The 17,061-nt window shown below is 36.7% G+C and carries 12 protein-coding genes; 5 read left to right on the forward strand and 7 right to left on the reverse strand.

Annotated elements, in window-relative coordinates:
- The 4 genes from RR062_01735 to RR062_01750 form a co-directional block, all read right to left on the reverse strand.
- Positions 1–993: a hypothetical protein gene (locus RR062_01735; protein MEG2026433.1), complete on the reverse strand. Its 993-nt coding sequence runs from the start codon at positions 991–993 to the stop codon at positions 1–3.
- Complete coding sequence (locus tag RR062_01740) at positions 977–2,821, reverse strand: hypothetical protein (protein MEG2026434.1); 1,845 nt, start codon at positions 2,819–2,821, stop codon at positions 977–979. The genes RR062_01735 and RR062_01740 overlap by 17 nt, the downstream gene beginning before the upstream one ends.
- A gap of 67 nt (positions 2,822–2,888) precedes the next feature.
- The gene (locus RR062_01745; GenBank protein MEG2026435.1) at positions 2,889–3,368 is read right to left on the reverse strand and encodes a hypothetical protein; all 480 of its coding nucleotides are present in this window, start codon (positions 3,366–3,368) and stop codon (positions 2,889–2,891) included.
- Positions 3,369–3,523: 155 nt separating this feature from the next.
- The gene (locus RR062_01750) at positions 3,524–4,957 is read right to left on the reverse strand and encodes a terminase family protein (protein MEG2026436.1); all 1,434 of its coding nucleotides are present in this window, start codon (positions 4,955–4,957) and stop codon (positions 3,524–3,526) included.
- A gap of 164 nt (positions 4,958–5,121) precedes the next feature.
- Between RR062_01750 and RR062_01755 the strand changes: the two genes are divergently transcribed.
- A complete protein-coding gene (locus RR062_01755; GenBank protein MEG2026437.1) occupies positions 5,122–6,111 on the forward strand; it encodes a hypothetical protein in 990 nt (329 codons plus the stop codon).
- Between the two features lie 151 nt (positions 6,112–6,262).
- On the opposite strand, the gene RR062_01760 is transcribed toward RR062_01755, so the two are convergent.
- Complete coding sequence (locus RR062_01760; protein MEG2026438.1) at positions 6,263–6,718, reverse strand: hypothetical protein; 456 nt, start codon at positions 6,716–6,718, stop codon at positions 6,263–6,265.
- 826 nt (positions 6,719–7,544) lie between these two features.
- Between RR062_01760 and RR062_01765 the strand changes: the two genes are divergently transcribed.
- From RR062_01765 to RR062_01775, 3 genes are all read left to right on the forward strand, one after another.
- Positions 7,545–9,419, forward strand: a complete 1,875-nt coding sequence (locus tag RR062_01765; GenBank protein ID MEG2026439.1) for a hypothetical protein — start codon at positions 7,545–7,547, stop codon at positions 9,417–9,419.
- Between the two features lie 385 nt (positions 9,420–9,804).
- Positions 9,805–10,518, forward strand: coding sequence for a polysaccharide deacetylase family protein (locus tag RR062_01770; protein ID MEG2026440.1), 714 nt, complete (start codon positions 9,805–9,807; stop codon positions 10,516–10,518).
- A gap of 17 nt (positions 10,519–10,535) precedes the next feature.
- Positions 10,536–11,195, forward strand: a complete 660-nt coding sequence (locus RR062_01775; GenBank protein ID MEG2026441.1) for a single-stranded DNA-binding protein — start codon at positions 10,536–10,538, stop codon at positions 11,193–11,195.
- 225 nt (positions 11,196–11,420) lie between these two features.
- Here the strand turns inward: RR062_01775 and RR062_01780 are convergent, their stop codons facing one another.
- On the reverse strand, positions 11,421–13,886 hold the full coding sequence (locus RR062_01780) for a DNA topoisomerase (ATP-hydrolyzing) (protein MEG2026442.1): 2,466 nt from the start codon (positions 13,884–13,886) through the stop codon (positions 11,421–11,423).
- Positions 13,887–13,933: 47 nt separating this feature from the next.
- Positions 13,934–15,907, reverse strand: a complete 1,974-nt coding sequence (locus RR062_01785; protein MEG2026443.1) for a DNA topoisomerase subunit B — start codon at positions 15,905–15,907, stop codon at positions 13,934–13,936.
- Between the two features lie 350 nt (positions 15,908–16,257).
- Here RR062_01785 and RR062_01790 point away from each other — a divergent pair, with 350 nt between their 5' ends.
- The gene (locus RR062_01790) at positions 16,258–17,019 is read left to right on the forward strand and encodes an HAD-IIA family hydrolase (protein MEG2026444.1); all 762 of its coding nucleotides are present in this window, start codon (positions 16,258–16,260) and stop codon (positions 17,017–17,019) included.
- Positions 17,020–17,061: the final 42 nt, after the last annotated feature.

The raw sequence follows: 17,061 nt of genomic DNA on the forward strand, positions 1-17,061 counted from the left end.
TTATAGATAATGTTTAATTAGTTTATTTGCTTCTTCAAGCGTTTTTGGTTTGTTAGGCGGAGTAAGAGGATAATTGCTACCTTGCCCGATTGTTTGCGGAACTGTATTCCCTTGTAATTTAGCAATCATTTTTGCGCTAAGTTTGTCGGTAAGCTGTCTATTTTCTAGTAGCAAATCTACAAACTCTTGCTTTTTTGCCAAACTTTGATACAACAAGGGAGAGTCGCAAATGATACCTAGCAAGACTTTTTCTCTACTGGTAATCTGGCTAGGCGGGTTGAAATTAATTTTATCTTCAATTAGGTCAAAGAAACAATTTGCTAAGGGGTACTTAGCGTAAAACTCCTCTTTTTCCACGCTCGGTGGCAAGGGCAAAGTTTGCATATTAGAAATTTCTTGTTTGTTTTGAGTGTTTTGCTCGGTTGAAATCTCTTGACTGCCTGCTTTGCCCACGACTACGCTTGATGTATCAAACGAAGTTTTGCTTGTACCGTCTATATACTCAACCGCTTCAAGCGGATTGCTTGTACTATTTTTATTAATGGTTTGACTATCTATAACTTGTTCGGCGACATCTAGTAATTTTTGTATCGCCTTCTCTTTTGAAACATCTTTTTCTTGGGTATTTAAGACGCTATCTTGATTACTTAAATTTTTTTCTTGGGTATTTAAGACGCTTTTTTGATTACTAATATCTTTTTGATTGAGTATGAAATTTGCGTCTTGCTCAATGTCGCTTGCGTTGACCTGATTAGTTTTTAGCTCGCTTATATTATTTAACTCGGTTTTAATGTCTAAGTCGTTTTCTTTGGTATTTATGCCGGCGTCTTGCGTATTTAAGTCATTCGCTTTGCTATTTATGTCATTGTCTTTTTGAGTTTCTTCAAGACTTTCTTCTAAGCTTTTAATTTTTTGACATTTTTTTGTAAAAGTGGCTTCGAGATTTTGATAGCCTTTGATAAGTTCTTCTAGACTCTTATATTTCCCGTACATTTTCGCCCTCCATTTGTTTGTGCAAGTTGATATGTTCCATAACTAAGTCGAATTTCCTTTTGCTAATATCCTTATTTTCGGGAGAAATTAAATAAGCGACGTGTTCTTCGATATGAATTTGGTGATTGTCGATTTCTAAGGGCAATTCGCCTACTTTTAATTCGAGATTTTCTTTAATCGCCTTTTGTCTATGCAAACTTGCAACGTCTTTTGCGCTTTCCCAGTTGCCAAACCCTAACATTTCTAGTATTTTTAGCTTTGCTTGCTCGGTAAGATTACCTTCGTGGTCTTGAAGAACGCCGGCTCTAAGCAATTCTGTTACAATCGAACGTCTATTTGCAAGACTATCGGTTAGCTTGTTTTCGGTTTCAAATACTATGTCGTCGCTAGTTAAATCGCTATTTGTAAAGTAATAAAGTTCTACGCTACCTTGACTCGTAAGCGACTTAGCCAGCCTAGAAACGCTAGCGAATTGCTTGTACATTCTCAAAACATATTTGCCTATTTGCTTGATAGAATTTCTTATTTCTTGGGCGCTAGAAGACAATCTAGTTTCGTCTTGCTCGATAAGAAGTTGTAGCGCCGTACCGCTTGTAACTTGGGTGGGCGTAGTGCTATTTCTAGCTAACTCGGATACGCCTGAAATAGTTATAAATTCGTTGATTAATCTATCTTCTTCGTAAGAAAAGTCTGCCGGCACGTGTCCGGGGTCTAAAAGACTTGGTTTTTGAGTCCCCTGCCTGTAAACAATTACTTTGCCCGGACTTAATCCGTCTGTTTCCAACGAATCGGTGTCTACCGAACCGTCTTCTACCGCAAGAATACCTACCGCAATTCGATTTAGAAACTCGTGTTTACGATTTTTTACCGCATTGTAACTTTTTTGCAAGGGAATTAGTCTATCAACTATGCTTACGCCCCAAAAACAACCGACTTGCGTGTGCGATAACTGTCTAATAAAAGGTATGCCCCTAGTGTTTTGGTCGCCGTTTGTGTAAGGTAATTTACCTAGATAAAGCAACGTGTCTTTTGCAACGATTGCAAGTTCGCCTTCGGGATTATCTTTATTTGGCAAGGTATACCTTTCTATAACAATAGCTTGATTATGTTTGGTTTCTTGGGTAATTGAGGGAACAGAACTGTTGTAGCCTTTTCCGCCTAGCCCCGTACCATTGTAACTAAAAACTTTTATATCCTCGCCTACGACTTTTTTGCCCCATATTCTTGCAATTTCCTCAACCGAATAAGCCTTAGCGTGTATTAACGAATTACATTCTTCGACGCTTGACGCTACGTTAGAATCGGGATAAATTTCAAAGGGCGAACAAACTGTTACGTTGACGTCGCCGTTATGATATTGTTTGCCCTTGTCGTAAATTACGTCGCCCAAACTATTGTCCCAAGTAACCTTATAAAATACCGTTCCACAAACCTCGCTCCACGAAGTCGCTTGAATTATCAATTTGTCAAATTCCATTTTTTCGCTTACGCTACCTAAGATTTTTGTAGCAAGTTTAGCGCTTTCTATGTCCTCGCTTTCGGCAGAGAAAGGTCTTACCAGCATCTTTGGTCTTACGTGATTAAGCCTTGCTATTCTTGTTTCGACAATAGGCGCTATATGGTTGTAAACTTGTTTTTGTTGCCAAAAGTAATCTTTGTCTTCTTCGACAATTTCCCCCGTAGGCGAACCGGAACAATATTGGTTACCCGAAACAAAGTTCATATTGAGTTGCCAAGCAAGTTCGTAAGGTTGTCTTAATTGTTGACGTATTTCAAAGTCTTTTTTTACGCTACTGACTAAGTCCTCATAAAACTGTTCTTTTTTCATTTTTCCTCCTGTTTTTGCTACTTAATTTTTTTATCTACCATAATTTTTATAGCTAATTATTTTAACATTAATTTTTGCTAGATTTTTTAGCTTTTATTTCGTTATTTAGCTCGTCAAGCAATTTATTCTTGATATTTTCAAGTTCTTGGTCGGTGTAATCTTGTAAATTTTGTTCTCCGCTGTCTAACACTAATTTATAGGCGGCAATGTCCGGCGGAATATGCTTTGTAACGACCTTTTTCTTAATTAGCTCCTCAACGCCATTTTCGACCGAATATTCTTCGGTTTTTTCTTTTACGGTATAGCCGAGAGCTTTTCTTACTAATTGTTTTTTAATATCAATGCTTCCGTTACTTTCAATTTCGTATTCTTGCGTCTCTTTTATTTTGCGAGTAGAAACTTGTTTGGGTAAACCTTGCCTTTCTTTATCTTGTTTAGCCAAATTTTCAACAAATTCTTGTTCTTTTTTTTGGCAACTATTTGAAGTAATTTCTAATTGTTTTTTAGCGTTATTTTGAGTTAAATCGTTGTTTTGTATTTTTTTCATATATGTTTTCCTTTTTAATTTCACTTGACAATATTAGTTATGGCTCTTAGCCTTTCTGCCTTTTTAGACAAATTTATAAAAACTATACGATATAAGTAGTTTACAATTTTGCTTAGTTAAATTTAATTAATCTTTATTTCAATTTATTTTGGCAACTAGAATTTGTTAAATCGATTACGTTGCAGTCTTTTTGCTAATTTTGCCTTGTCTTTGGCAATAAGGCTTTGTTCTTCTAGTTTAGGAGTATAAGGCTCGGGGCGAGAAGAAATATAATATCTTAATTCGTCAAGGGCGTGGTCGTCGACTTTTTTTGGTCTGTCGTTACTACCCCACCAATATCCCCGCATTTCTTTAATCAAATTGACACAGTTTTCAAATATGTACAATTTTGGTTTACCTTCAAGCGGTTTAAGTGCGCCCTTGACTCTATTTATTCCGCTAAACAAATCTTTATTTACATTAGTAGATACGGCTATGCCTTGTTCCCAAAACAACTCCGCAACGCTTTTATTACTGGCAAGAGTATGCTGGTTTGCCGCCGAATCTATTAATGCGCAAATTTTACCTTTATCAGTTTGCCAACCTAGTTGGTTACTAATCTTTTTTATTACTTCTGCGTGGTAGGAAACATCTTTTTTCGCCTCATAATGTTCGGCTATCACATACACCACACCGTCACCGTCGACTGCGTACCAATGGCAACTTAAAGGATTGTTTAGACCGGGGTCAATGGATAATTTGTCGTACCATATATAAGGCACGGCAAAAGGTTTTATTACGTGAATGTTTGGGTCGAATTCGGAATAAACTAAACCGCTACCGGTAAAAAACTGTCCATATCTTCTAGTTTTTAGGCTTTCTTCGCTAAGCGTTTGAGTATAATAAGCTGTTTCGTCTTTATTTAAATACGGATTATCCGCCCATTCCATAGTTTGACTCCAAACTTCTTTGTCGTCGCTAGAATTGAGAAATATTTCTTCGTATACCCAACTTAGCCCTTTAAGGGGCGTCATTGTGCCAAACATTATGCCTCGTCTATCAAGAAGACGCATTTTACATTCGCAATAAATATCATAGGGCGGTTCTTCGTCGAACCAAACAAAGTCAAGCGATGCGCCCGAAAACTTTTCTCTGCCCATTTCGCAACTTTTAAAAGAAACTTTCGACACTCCGCCGACTTCGTTTTTTACCAAAAGATAATCAATTATGCCGTTTTCCATACTACCCCTGCGACCTTGATTCATAACGACTTCGATTATGTAACGCTTATCGAGATATTTTAAAATTTTCTCTTGCGCAACGTCACGTTGAACTTCGGTAGATAAGGATACTACAAAGCAACTTACGTTTGCTCGGTTTTGCCTGTACGGGTGAATTCCCCTAGCTAACCAAACTGTTTCTACCGCACCGCACTCGGTTTTGCCTGTGCGATTTCCGCCAAAAACCCAACGATTTTGTTTAAGACATTTGTGAAACTCCATTTGCTTTTTATGTATTACAACTTTATTGTAATTGCAAAGTGGCGAATTTTTACGATTTTGAATTTCTTCGTTTATAGACTTTAATTTAAGCAACTTTTCTTTTATCATTTTTACCTTATTTAAATAATTATTAGCTCAATATATTTTTCTTTTTTACTACAAATTTTGCAAAAAAATTTTCTTGCAAAAATCTTGCTTGTTCGTGCTATTTTGTCAAGTAACCTAGTATGCCTTGTGATAAGGTATAGTTACTTAAAAAAAGGAGGGTATTTATGAACAAGTCGGTAAAAGTAGCCGTAGTTATAATGCTAATTTGCTTAGTATTAACACAAAGTTTGCTATTTTTTAATTGTCTTACGCCACTTCCAAATACAACAAAAACAACGCATACCGCAAGCAATAACTCAAATTGCGCTACTATTATAGAAAAACAACCCTCGATTACTCTTAATTACAAAACTAATAAACTTAACAATCTAAATACCTACGCAAATACAAATAATATAATTTCTACGCCTAACAGCTTAATTTTTAATGCGGAAAACAAGGGCGTTCAGCCGACGTTTGTAAGAGTCCGCAATAGAAATGTTTACTTTTATTCTTCAACTTCTACCGCAATGCCCCTATTTGCGCTAATTCCAACCTACTATTTAAAAGTTTTAGCAACATCGGGCGAATTTTACTCGGTTGAAGTGCAAGAACAAGCCGACAACTATGCAAAGCTATCGGGATACGTATTAATTTCTTCGGTTGAAGCTATAAACGAAGTACCCAAATTGCCAATGTACCCTAGCGCAATTATCAGCGTCAGTCAATCTAGCGCAAAACTGTATACACAGGCTAGTTCGTCCTCGATTAGCTCGATTTCGGCTACTTATATGCAGGCTATGGGCTACTACGGCAAATTGATTACTCAGCAAGGCGAGTGGTACTACGTTTGTTTTAGAGGATATCTTGGCTATGTTTCGGCTAGCGACGTTACTATGCCCGAACTTACAAATCACATTACCCCGCTTAGCGACACTTCGGTTGACATAGTAGACGAAGTTCCGCCCAAAGAAGAAACGCCAACAGAACCTTTTTCCCCTAAGTTTGATTCGGTTCAGCTTGCGTTAATTCTTTTAATTACCGTGCCGTCAATAGTAATGGTTGTAGTAATGTTTACCCCTAACAAAAAGAAAACTAAACTTCCTACTTACTCTTACACCGAAAACAACAGTGGCAAAGTCCAAAAACCTCGCTATTACGACGACTATTTCTAGTAACTCGGCATATATAAACCCAAATTAATAGTTACATTTCTACCCTTAAATATTTAGTTGGCTAAATTTACAATATTGTTTTAGATTACAAAAATTTTTATTTTTTTAATTTATCGCTGATTGCTATATATTTTTTAATTGTTTTTACTTCTTATTGCTGTTTGTTGTAGACTTTTTTTATCCAATTTTGCTTTAAATAGGTACTTAAAAACCAGTTTTCGTCGTATCCGTCAACGATTAAGCTACTTGCAAATTTGCTTATGGCTTGCGATAAATATCGATATAGCGTTGTTTGAGGCAACTTACTGTCTTTTAACATTTGTTCTAAACTAAGTTGCGTTATGTACTTAGAAACAAGCAAGCGTCTTGAAAGTTTATCTAATTTAGATAGCGCATCTTTTGCTACGTTAAAAAGTTCTAAGAGTTCGCTTTTCTTTTCAATTAACTCGGCAATCGCCTTCATTTGTCCGTAAGCGTCGCACCTTGCGTAACCATAAGTAAGGTTGTGCGATGTTACGGCGGAATTGTAGACTTGTTTGTCTATTTTTTTGACAATAGTAGGTATTGTCGTGTAGCAGGTTAGAATTGTTTTTGCAATTTTACTCATTTTTTCCTCCTAAAATTAGTATCTTAACTGTCGAAAAATTAATAATTTCATATTCAGCTTTGTAAAATTACGATTGTTAAGGGCAAAAACTTGTTAAATTTGTTCTTGCGCCATTATACAAACGGTTATTCTTATGTCAATACATTGTTTTCAACTTTTAATTTGTCGAAAAAAATATGGAAGACCAATTTTTAAACTGTTTTTGAGTCATAAACAGCTAAAAACAACCAAAATTAAGCCTTTTTTCTTAATAACTAAAATTATCATTTCCACAAATTTTTGTACAAAAATGACTATAATGGTTGACAAACCAAATTGTTAAAGATAACTAGACTCGTTGAAATAGTCGTAAGCGTTTGGTTAAACTTTAAACGTAAGTAATAGTTTTAACTAAACTTACAAACTGTCGCAATTGCTTAATTACCACGTGTACTTTGCGGTAAAAGTAAATAATGCTAATCGATTCTAGGTCAAGAAAATTGTTTTTGTTGTTTTTAACTCATCTTCTACCTGTATTATACAAAATATAATATGACAACTGTGTGTCATATTTAACTATAATTTTCATAAATTTAGAACATTTGTTCTACTTTTTTATTAAAAATAACTTGTTAAATAATGAGGAAAAAGACCGCAATATATTGATAAAAGTAAAAATGTTTGGTATAATGTAAATAAATGGAGAATTAAGGGGAAATATTTTTTATGGCAAAAAAACTTAAAATTTGGCAAAGAGTGTTGTGCGTGATACTTGCCGTCGTTCTTTTATGCAGTACGGCTTATGCGCTAATTTACTATTTGGTAATCGCAGTTTAGGAGAAAAATTTTGAAAAGGACTATTACGACAATTTTAATCTTAATAATGCTTGTTATGTCTTTTCCTACGCTGTGTTTTGCGCAAACGACAACTACCGGCGTTAGATTTGTCTTGCCACGAGATATATATGCAAATAGCGACGGACTATATGTGCTAGATAATATTAACGAACAAAAGACGGCAATACATAATTTTAACCAAAATAAAGTTAAAACTACTTATATGCTTAATGGTAAATTTAACCGTCTATTTATATTAGATAATATAGTATATCTACTAAGCGCAAATAACTTTGTCTGGGGCGAATTAAAAGATGGCAAATTTAATAAAATCGGCGAGTATTTGAGTCAACAAACAGTTATCGACGCCGACTTTTTTGTGTATATACATAACTCTATCCCCCATTTGCTATTTTTAACCGTCGAAGGTATGTTTAGAATAAATACAGCCGATAAAGATGACTATCAATCGCAAGAAAAGTCTCAGGCTTTATCTATTACAAAAGTCGGCGACATTATTTATATATTGACAGATAATCAACTGTTTGAATACAAGGTCAACAATGCAAATAACGTTATAAACGCTCTACCAAAAGAAACTAAAAACCTTGCGAACTATCAAACCGTAGCAAGCGGTTTTACCACGCTTAGCGGTTACTATATTGGCGCAGACCATAATTATTGTATGTATAACGGCAAATCGCTCTACTATGTTGACGCTTTGACAAATACCTTAATAAACGTATTTGGCAAAGACGATATTACAAAAGAGCAAAATTTTCCGCTACAAGCTTCTGGCGAAATAACTTATACTCAACTTGCCGTATACGCAAAACAAAATAAAACTTATTACTACGCTTTGACAAACGACAAAAAGATTGAGAGATTTGTAGTAGACGACAATTCGGTTATGCCTATGGCGATTGCAAAAGACGAATTTGGGCTAGGTAGCGACTATATTGTGGCGAGTTTGCCTCAAAAAGGTTCGTATGGCGTCGGCGATATCGTATTTGTAACTTCTTGCGAATATCCAAGCGACTATATGTATCGATTTAAAGACGGAGAAAACGTCGCCGAGCAAAGTATTCCCGAGAGCATTGACCTTAACGCCGAAAAGCCCTATGCAATTATTACTTATGACGGCTACGAAAATTCCAACTTCTATTGTTGTCTATATCAAGGTAAATTTGGTTTTGTTGAAAAAGCAGTTGGCAAAAAAGTCGAGGACGATAGCAATATTCACATTCTAAGCGTATTTGCAAGCGCAAAAGGCAAAGCAAATATAACAACGGCGGTATACAGTCTACCTTTTATCGATAAACAAGAAGAATTTAAGTTTGACACAATATCAAGATATACCGAATTTGCTATTACCAAACAAATTGAGATATTTGGGCATAAATGGTATTTAATAGGTTATACTAATTCGCAAAATATAAACACATTAGGGTGGATAAGGCAAGATAACGTAAGCGATTACGAGGCTGTCGCAAGCAAAACGGCAATAGGAGAAAGAAGAATTAACCCCCCTGTTGCAAGCAAGGTTAATGTTTACCTAGATATAAATAAAAACCCTCTATTAATTGACGGCAACCAAGTTAGCCTATCGGTTGGACAACGAGTGCTTCTTGTAGAAGCAGGCGAAAAACTTAGCGTTATACAGTTTACAGTAGGCGACAAATTATATTTCGGCTATGTTGATAATGAGTATATTATTGATAAAGGCGTGACTAATACTGCAATACTTGGATTTGCCCTCTTAATTGTAGCAGTACTTGTAACAACGTTTTTAATAATTATGATTAAGCGTAGACCTAAAAATCAAAAAGATATCGACGACCTAAGCAAACCCGACGAAACCTTAACTCAAACCGACAAAGATTAACTAAACTAAATAACCAAAAGCCTAACAATCAAAATCTAACAAAGATTAACTAAAATAAATTAATAAACTAAAAAAACCGTTCTTAAATAAAGAGCGGTTTTTTGTTGTTCTTGTTATGTAAAAGTCTATAAACTTTGTAGTATTACAAATTTATAATTCTAAATTATCTTTTAATATTTAAGTTTTTAATTCTATTGAGAAGTTAAAAAAACTTTTTTGCTTTTTACAAATTTTACCAAAGCGACTTGCATAAAATATAACGCTTACATCAAAAGTTACTAGTAAATGACAAAAAGAACCAAAAAAAGAACAAACGGGGGTATTAAACTTGAATAATACAAAGATAACAAAGATTGAAAAAAAAATTAAATTGTTGGCGTTAATATTGGCGATTATTTCCACAATTTCCTTTGCCCTATCGCTGATAAATGCTCAAACCGAAGTATTTGCGCAGGTTAGAAAAATTCCCGTATACAAAGTCGACACTCAAAAATCTTGCATAAGTTTGACTTTTGACGCCGCTTGGGGAAGCGATAAAACACAAGGAATACTTGATTTGCTTGATAAATACCAAATTAAATGCACTTTTTTTCTGGTATCATTCTGGATTAAAGCCAATCCTGAGCTTGTAAAGGAAATTGATAAACGAGGTCACGAAATAGGCACTCATTCGGCGACTCACCCCGATATGACAAAGCTATCTAAGGAAAAGATGCTTGAAGAATTGACTGACAGTTGCAACCGAATTACCGAGCTTACAGGCAAAAAGGTTAGGCTATTTCGACCGCCGTTTGGAGCTTACAACAACACGCTAATAAGCGTTGCCGAAAGTCTTAATCTAATTACAATACAATGGGACTGCGACAGCCTAGACTGGAAAGGAAGCTCGGCGCTAGAAATTGCGACACGAGCGCAAAGAGCTAGCAAAGGTAGCATTATTCTGTGTCACAATAATAGCGACAATATAATTAAAGCTATACCCTTAATAGTCGAAGTCGCAAGAAACAAAGGGCTAAAAATAATACCCGTTGGCGAACTAATTTATCAACATTATTATGTTGACAGTCAAGGGGTTCAACACGAAAAACCAAATTATTAATATACAGGAGAAAGACAATGAACAACAATTTTTGTAACAAAGTAAGTATATCGGGCGTGGTGTGCGAAGAATTAAAGTTCTCGCACGAAGTGTATGGCGAAAAGTTCTACAATACTAGCCTAAAAGTTGCTCGACTAAGCAATTCTTTTGACATATTGCCGATTACAGTATCCGAAAGATTAAGCGAACTAAGCCTAGACGTCGGTCAAGAAATAACCGTAAAAGGGCAATTTAGAAGTTACAACAAAGTCGAACTTGGTCGTAGTAGGTTGATGTTAACAGTATTTGTAAGAGAAATCTCACAAATTGACAAGTCAATCAACAGCAACGAAATTGAATTGTCGGGCTTTATTTGCAAACCGCCTATATTTAGAACAACGCCCTTTATGCGAGAAATTTGCGATTGTTTGCTTGCGGTAAACAGAGCGTACAACAAAAGCGATTATATACCCTGCATAGCTTGGGGAAGAAACGCAAGATTTATTAAATATCTTGCAACCGGACAACAAATTAGTCTACTAGGACGAATTCAATCGAGAGAATACCAAAAGAAACTAAGCGAAACCGAAGTTGAAACAAGAATTGCTTACGAAGTTTCGATTGGAAAAATTGCCTTAAACACTTTTGACATCAGCTCAAAAGACGAAAAAATTACATTCGACTACGATTTGCAGTAATACTAGATATTAAAGCAAAAATTAAATAATCGATAAAAATTAATAGCAAACGGCTTTCGAGCGGTAAAGAATAAAACCGCTAACTAAAACTAAAATGCCCCTTGTAAAACTACACGGGGCATTTTTATGGTAAAAATTAAATATCTATAAATTCTTAATAAAATTTACCTTTTTTTTATTTCAAGCATCGGTAAAACTTAGAAAAAATAATATATTTATGTTCTATTACTCGTTTACATACCGAATTGCATTAATTAAATTTAGAGCTTTCTTGCACGATTTAGGTAATTTACCCTTGCCGGTGCGAGATTCTTTGGACATTTCGGCGCTTGTAATTGCTAAGGTGTTTGCCACGTCCTCGACTACAAAGGAAATTTGTTGGGTAAAGTAACCCGCAGTTAAGACCGCCGAGCCGTTTGAACCTTGAAGGTCAAAAATTTTAACCCCTTTGCGATAACGGGTAAGCATTGGCAAATCTACGCAAGGCGTACGCTTGACATAACACTTGTTAGAAATAAGAGCTATTTCGCCCTCGGGGGTAATTTGTCCCGCAAAAACAATGGTATCGCCTTCGCCTAGCATCATACCTTTTACTCCGCCTGCAACCCTACCTTGAATTGGAATTTCGCTTGTTGCAAAGTTCAAACACATACCGCTAGACGACACATAGAACACGCTAGCTTGCGGAATTTCTACCTCGACATTGATTACATCGTCGTCCTCTTTGCCCTTGTAGCCCACAAAGGAAGCCTTTAACAAGAGATATTCTTCAATCGACGTGCGTTTAACCAAACCAAGCCTTGTAAACACTAGCAGATTGAGGTCGGTTGACAATTCGTCTAGTTGCAAAACTTTGACGACTTTTTCTTCCGGCAAACCGCCAAAAGCTTCGACAAGCGTCATAGCGTCGTCACGATATTTAGTTTCTTTTATCCGCCCAGCTTCGAGTTGATAACAATTACCAAAGTTAGTGAAAAATAGAACTTTACGGTTTGTTATAGTCTGCAAAATTTGACTACATAAACAAGGAAGGCTTGCTTTGTCGGTGTTATCTTTGTTGCTAAGCGAATAATTTCTACTGCTTACACGCTTAATTAAACCTTGACTTGTAACGCATATTACGGTGTTTTCAACAGGAATTTCGTTGCTAATTACTTTAACTTGCGCATAATCGGCGTTATCGATTACTATACTCTTGCGGTCATATTTGTAAGCCTTTTTTATTGCGATAAGTTCGTCTTTAAGTAGCTGCATTAACGCCTTTGGCGAACGAACAATTTCTTCGAGTCGAGCGATAAGCTTTTGCAACAATTCAAGTTCCTCTTTCAATTTGTCAACTTCTAAGCGTGTTAGCCTAGCAAGACGCAAATCAAGTATGGCTTGGGCTTGCCTATCGGTTAGCTCAAATCTTACACGTAGCTTTTGCTTTGCCTCGTTTGTCGAAGAAGAAGAACGTATTATACGTACGACTTCGTCAATATTTGTTACGGCAATTACCAAACCTTCAAGAATATGCGCTCTGCCACGTGCTTCTTCAAGCTCAAATTTACTTCTTGCAAGCACAACGGCACGTTGATAGTTAGTGTAATAAGCAATAATGTCAAGCAAACCCATAAGTTGAGGTTTGCCGTCGGCGATTGCTACCATATTAATATTAAAATTACATTGAAGATTGGTACATTTAAACAATATATCAAGAATTTGTTGACAATTAAAGTCTTTGCGAACTTTTATTACCGCTCGCATACCTTCTTTATCGCTTTCGTCGATAATTTCGGCAATGCCGGCAAGCTTATCTTTCTTATCTTCTTTAACTTTAAGAATATCAACAAGAAGGGCGCTCTTATTTACTTGAAAAGGTAGCTCGGTAATTACAATTTGTTCTCTACCGTTGTCAAGACGCTCTATATTACATTTAGCCCGCATAACTACTTTGCCACGCCCTGTTTCGTAAGCGCTAATTAGTCCCTCGCCACCTATGCAATATCCCCCCGTTGGAAAGTCAGGGCCTGTTATATACTTCATAAGTTGAGGCAGGGTTATTTTACTATTGTCGATATAAGCGATTACTCCGTTAATTACTTCGCTAAGATTGTGCGGAGGAATTGAGGTTGCAAGCCCTACGGCAATACCGCTTGCGCCGTTTACAAGAAGATTAGGAAACCTACCGGGTAACATATCGGGTTCTTTGGTTGAGTCGTCAAAATTGCGTGAAAAATGTACGGTTTCTTTGTCGATATCTTTGAGAAGTTCCATAGAAAGCTCGCTTAGCCTTGCCTCTGTATAACGCATAGCTGCCGGTCCGTCGCCGTCTACCGAGCCAAAATTGCCTTGACCTTCGACAAGCGGACAATTTAAATTAAAACCTTGCGCCATACGCACCATTGCGTTATAAACCGAGCCGTCGCCGTGAGGGTGGTATTTGCCCAAACATTCGCCGACAATACGCGCGCTTTTTTTGAAAGTTTTGTCGGGAGTAAGACCTAAATCATACATTGCGTAAAGAATACGGCGTTGAACGGGTTTGAGTCCGTCCTCTACACGGGGAATTGCCCTATCCATAATTACATACTCGGCATAAGGCATCATTGATTGCTTCATAACCGTTTCCATATCCTTAGTAATAAGGTTAGAACCGTCCGGAAGTTTCTCTATTTCTGGGTTAATGCTATCTATATCAATCTGTTCCATAATAATTTCCTTTTAAATATTTATTAATCTTTGGCAATCTAATCTAACTATACAAATTCTTCAAATACTACGTCGGCATTTTTGTTAAAGTCGGCGTGTTCTATAATAAAGTCACGCCTTGCGTCGACCTTGTCGCCCATAAGCATAGTGACCATACGGTCAGCTTCGGCGGCGTCGTCGATAGTGACTCGCATAAGAATACGGCGAGCTGGGTCCATAGTAGTATCCCAAAGTTGTTCGGGGTTCATTTCCCCTAGCCCCTTGTAACGAGAAAGTTCGGGATTACGCCCAAAATCATTCATAATAACGGCAAGTTCCTTGTCGTCATAAGCGTAAAGAACTTTATCTTTTTTGCTGACACGATATAGCGGTGGCATACCTATATAAACGTGCCCTTCTTGAAGCAAATCTTTCATAAAACGGAAGAAGAAAGTTAACAAAATTGCTCTAATATGCGCTCCGTCTTGGTCGGCGTCCGAAAGAATAATAATTTTATCATATTTTAAGCTGGTGATATCAAAGTCTTCGCCGATAGAAGTATCAAGCGCCGAGATAATCGAGCGATATTCTTCGTTTTCCAACACCTTGTCTAGCCTACTGCGTTCGGCGTTAAGCGGTTTGCCACGTAAAGGCAAAATTGCTTGAAATTTCTTATCCCTTGCTTGTTTTGCCGAACCGCCGGCGCTATCGCCCTCAACAATAAATAATTCGTTACGAGTAAAGTCTTTGCCCGTACAACTAGAAAGTTTGCCAACTAAATTGCTATTTGCAATAGTGTTTTTTGTGCGAGCGATATCTTTTGCGTGACGAGCCGCCTCTCTTGCGTTAGCGGAAGCTATTGACTTTTTGAGAATAACATCGGCAACGTCGGGATAAGCGTCAAGCTGCTTGGTAAATAAATCATTAAAAATTTGTTCAACTGCGGGTTTTGCCTCTGCATTGCCTAATTTTGTCTTAGTTTGCCCCTCAAATTGAATATTTGTCATACGAACTGACAACACGCAAGTAATGCCCTCTCGAAAGTCTTCGCCAAGTAAATTTTCGTCTTTGTCTTTGAGAAAACCTTTTTTACGGGCGTATGCGTTAAGAATTTTAGTTAAAATATTCTTAAAACCTGTTTCGTGCATACCGCCTTCGGGAGTAGGAATATTGTTGACATAACTAACCAACGTTTCTGCGTAAGAATTAGTATATTGAATAGCGTAAGACAAATCTAAGGTTTCGTTTCTACCTTCGTCGGCAAGAATTTTTAGGTGTAGCGGAATTTTATTCTCGTTTAAGTCTTTAACAAAGTCGACTAGACCGCCGTCAAATTGAAATGTCTTAGTTAAAGCAAGTCCGTCGTCGTCGGTTTCTCTCAAATCGGTAATTACAAATTTTATGCCTTTGTTAAGGTAAGCAAGTTCCTTAACACGCTTAAAAACTGTTTCGATGTTAAAAGAAACGTTGGTAAATACTCGTTTGTCGGCTAAAAATTTGACCTTCGTGCCTTTTAATTTAGACTCGCCTCTTTTTTCAAGCGGAGCAAGCGGAATGCCCGAAAGAATCTTTTTATTATCTTTTGGGTCGGGATAAGAAGCGAATTTTTGATAGTAAGCGTAGCCGTCCTTATAGACTTCAACTTCAAGATATTCCGCAAGAGCGTTAACTACCGAAGCGCCAACGCCGTGTAACCCGCCCGAAAAAGCGTAACTGCCATTATTAAATTTACCGCCTGCGTGAAGCTGAGTATAAACTACTTCAACCGCCGAAACACCAAGTTGAGGGTGAATATCTACGGGAATACCACGACCATTGTCAAATACTTCGACAGACTCATCGGCATTGATTGTAATTGTAATTAAGTCGGCGTAACCGTTTGCGCCCTCGTCTACGGCATTATCTACTATCTCCCACAGCAAATGGTGCAGTCCACGACTGCTAGTAGTGCCTATATACATACCCGGACGCATACGCACTGCGTCGAGTCCCTCTAAAATTTGAATATCCTTTGCCTCATATTGACCGCCTTGAATTGTCATATTTAGCCCTCCAAATTAATCTATAAATTTACAATTATATTATAACACTTTTTAGTATACTATGCAAGAGTAAAAATGAATAAAAATACATCAATTTTTGCCTAAAATTACCACAATAGTAATTTTATATAGTTTTTATGTATATTTATTTATAATTTGTATATTTTATTTGTTATTTTTTATCGAATTTGCAGTGTATAAATATTCATAAGCAAAATTATAACTATTCTTTCGCTTTTTATACATATTTTGACACATAAATATCTTGTTTAACTCATTTTAAAAAAACCTAACTTCTATTGACTTAACTTTACTAAAATGATAAAATATATTTATTAAAGGGAGAATTTATGAACGACATTAAGCTATATTTGCTAGATATGGACGGCACAATTTACATTGGCGATAAGTTGATTGCAGGCGCAAAAGAAAAAATTGAAGAAATTAGACAAAAGGCAAAACTTTGCTTTGTAACCAACAACTCATCTAAAAACCCTACTCAATATATTGAAAAACTTTCAAAAATGGGTATTGACATTAGCAAAGACGAAATATATACCTCGGGCGACGCTACTATCGAATATCTTAAAGAAAACTATGCTGGCAAAAGCGTTTACCTTGTTGGAAATAAAGAGTTGGCTCAACAATTTGAACAGAGCGGAATTATACTTAGCGAGCAAGCAAATATTGTCGTACTCGGCTACGATACCGAGCTGACCTACCAAAAATTGCTAATCGCCACGACAAAAATTGCGCAAGGGGCAACCTATATAGCTACTCACCCCGACTTTGTTTGCCCTTGTAGCCCGGTCTATGCGCCCGACGTAGGCTCTTTTATTGCCCTTCTTCAAAAAAGCGCCAACAGACTGCCTGACGTTATTTGCGGTAAACCCGATAAAATTATGGGCGAATGTATAAAAAGAAAATTTAAATTAGACAACGCTTCTATCGCTTTTATTGGCGACAGATTGTATACGGACATTTTATTTGGCAACAACAACGGCTTTACCTCAATTCTTGTGTTTAGCGGAGAAACAACCAAACAAGATTATTTGGCTAGTTCGATACGTTCTTCTATTACGCTTGAAAGCATAGCCGAATTAGTAGTTTAAGGGCGTAATATAACGCATCAACCAAACGCATCAATATTTTTT

It is taken from the genome of Clostridia bacterium, assembly GCA_036654455.1.
Taxonomy (GTDB): Bacteria; Bacillota; Clostridia; order Christensenellales; family CAG-314; genus JAVVRZ01.

What these genes read in the sequence shown, in the direction of transcription:
- RR062_01735 (MEG2026433.1), bottom strand. Translation starts at nt 993, where the DNA reads ATGTACGGGAAATATAAGAGTCTAGAAGAACTTATCAAAGGCTATCAA.
- RR062_01740 (MEG2026434.1), bottom strand. Translation starts at nt 2,821, where the DNA reads ATGAAAAAAGAACAGTTTTATGAGGACTTAGTCAGTAGCGTAAAAAAA.
- RR062_01745 (MEG2026435.1), bottom strand. Translation starts at nt 3,368, where the DNA reads ATGAAAAAAATACAAAACAACGATTTAACTCAAAATAACGCTAAAAAA.
- RR062_01750 (MEG2026436.1), bottom strand. Translation starts at nt 4,957, where the DNA reads ATGATAAAAGAAAAGTTGCTTAAATTAAAGTCTATAAACGAAGAAATT.
- RR062_01755 (MEG2026437.1), top strand. Translation starts at nt 5,122, where the DNA reads ATGAACAAGTCGGTAAAAGTAGCCGTAGTTATAATGCTAATTTGCTTA.
- RR062_01760 (MEG2026438.1), bottom strand. Translation starts at nt 6,718, where the DNA reads ATGAGTAAAATTGCAAAAACAATTCTAACCTGCTACACGACAATACCT.
- RR062_01775 (MEG2026441.1), top strand. Translation starts at nt 10,536, where the DNA reads ATGAACAACAATTTTTGTAACAAAGTAAGTATATCGGGCGTGGTGTGC.
- RR062_01780 (MEG2026442.1), bottom strand. Translation starts at nt 13,886, where the DNA reads ATGGAACAGATTGATATAGATAGCATTAACCCAGAAATAGAGAAACTT.
- RR062_01785 (MEG2026443.1), bottom strand. Translation starts at nt 15,907, where the DNA reads ATGACAATTCAAGGCGGTCAATATGAGGCAAAGGATATTCAAATTTTA.
- RR062_01790 (MEG2026444.1), top strand. Translation starts at nt 16,258, where the DNA reads ATGAACGACATTAAGCTATATTTGCTAGATATGGACGGCACAATTTAC.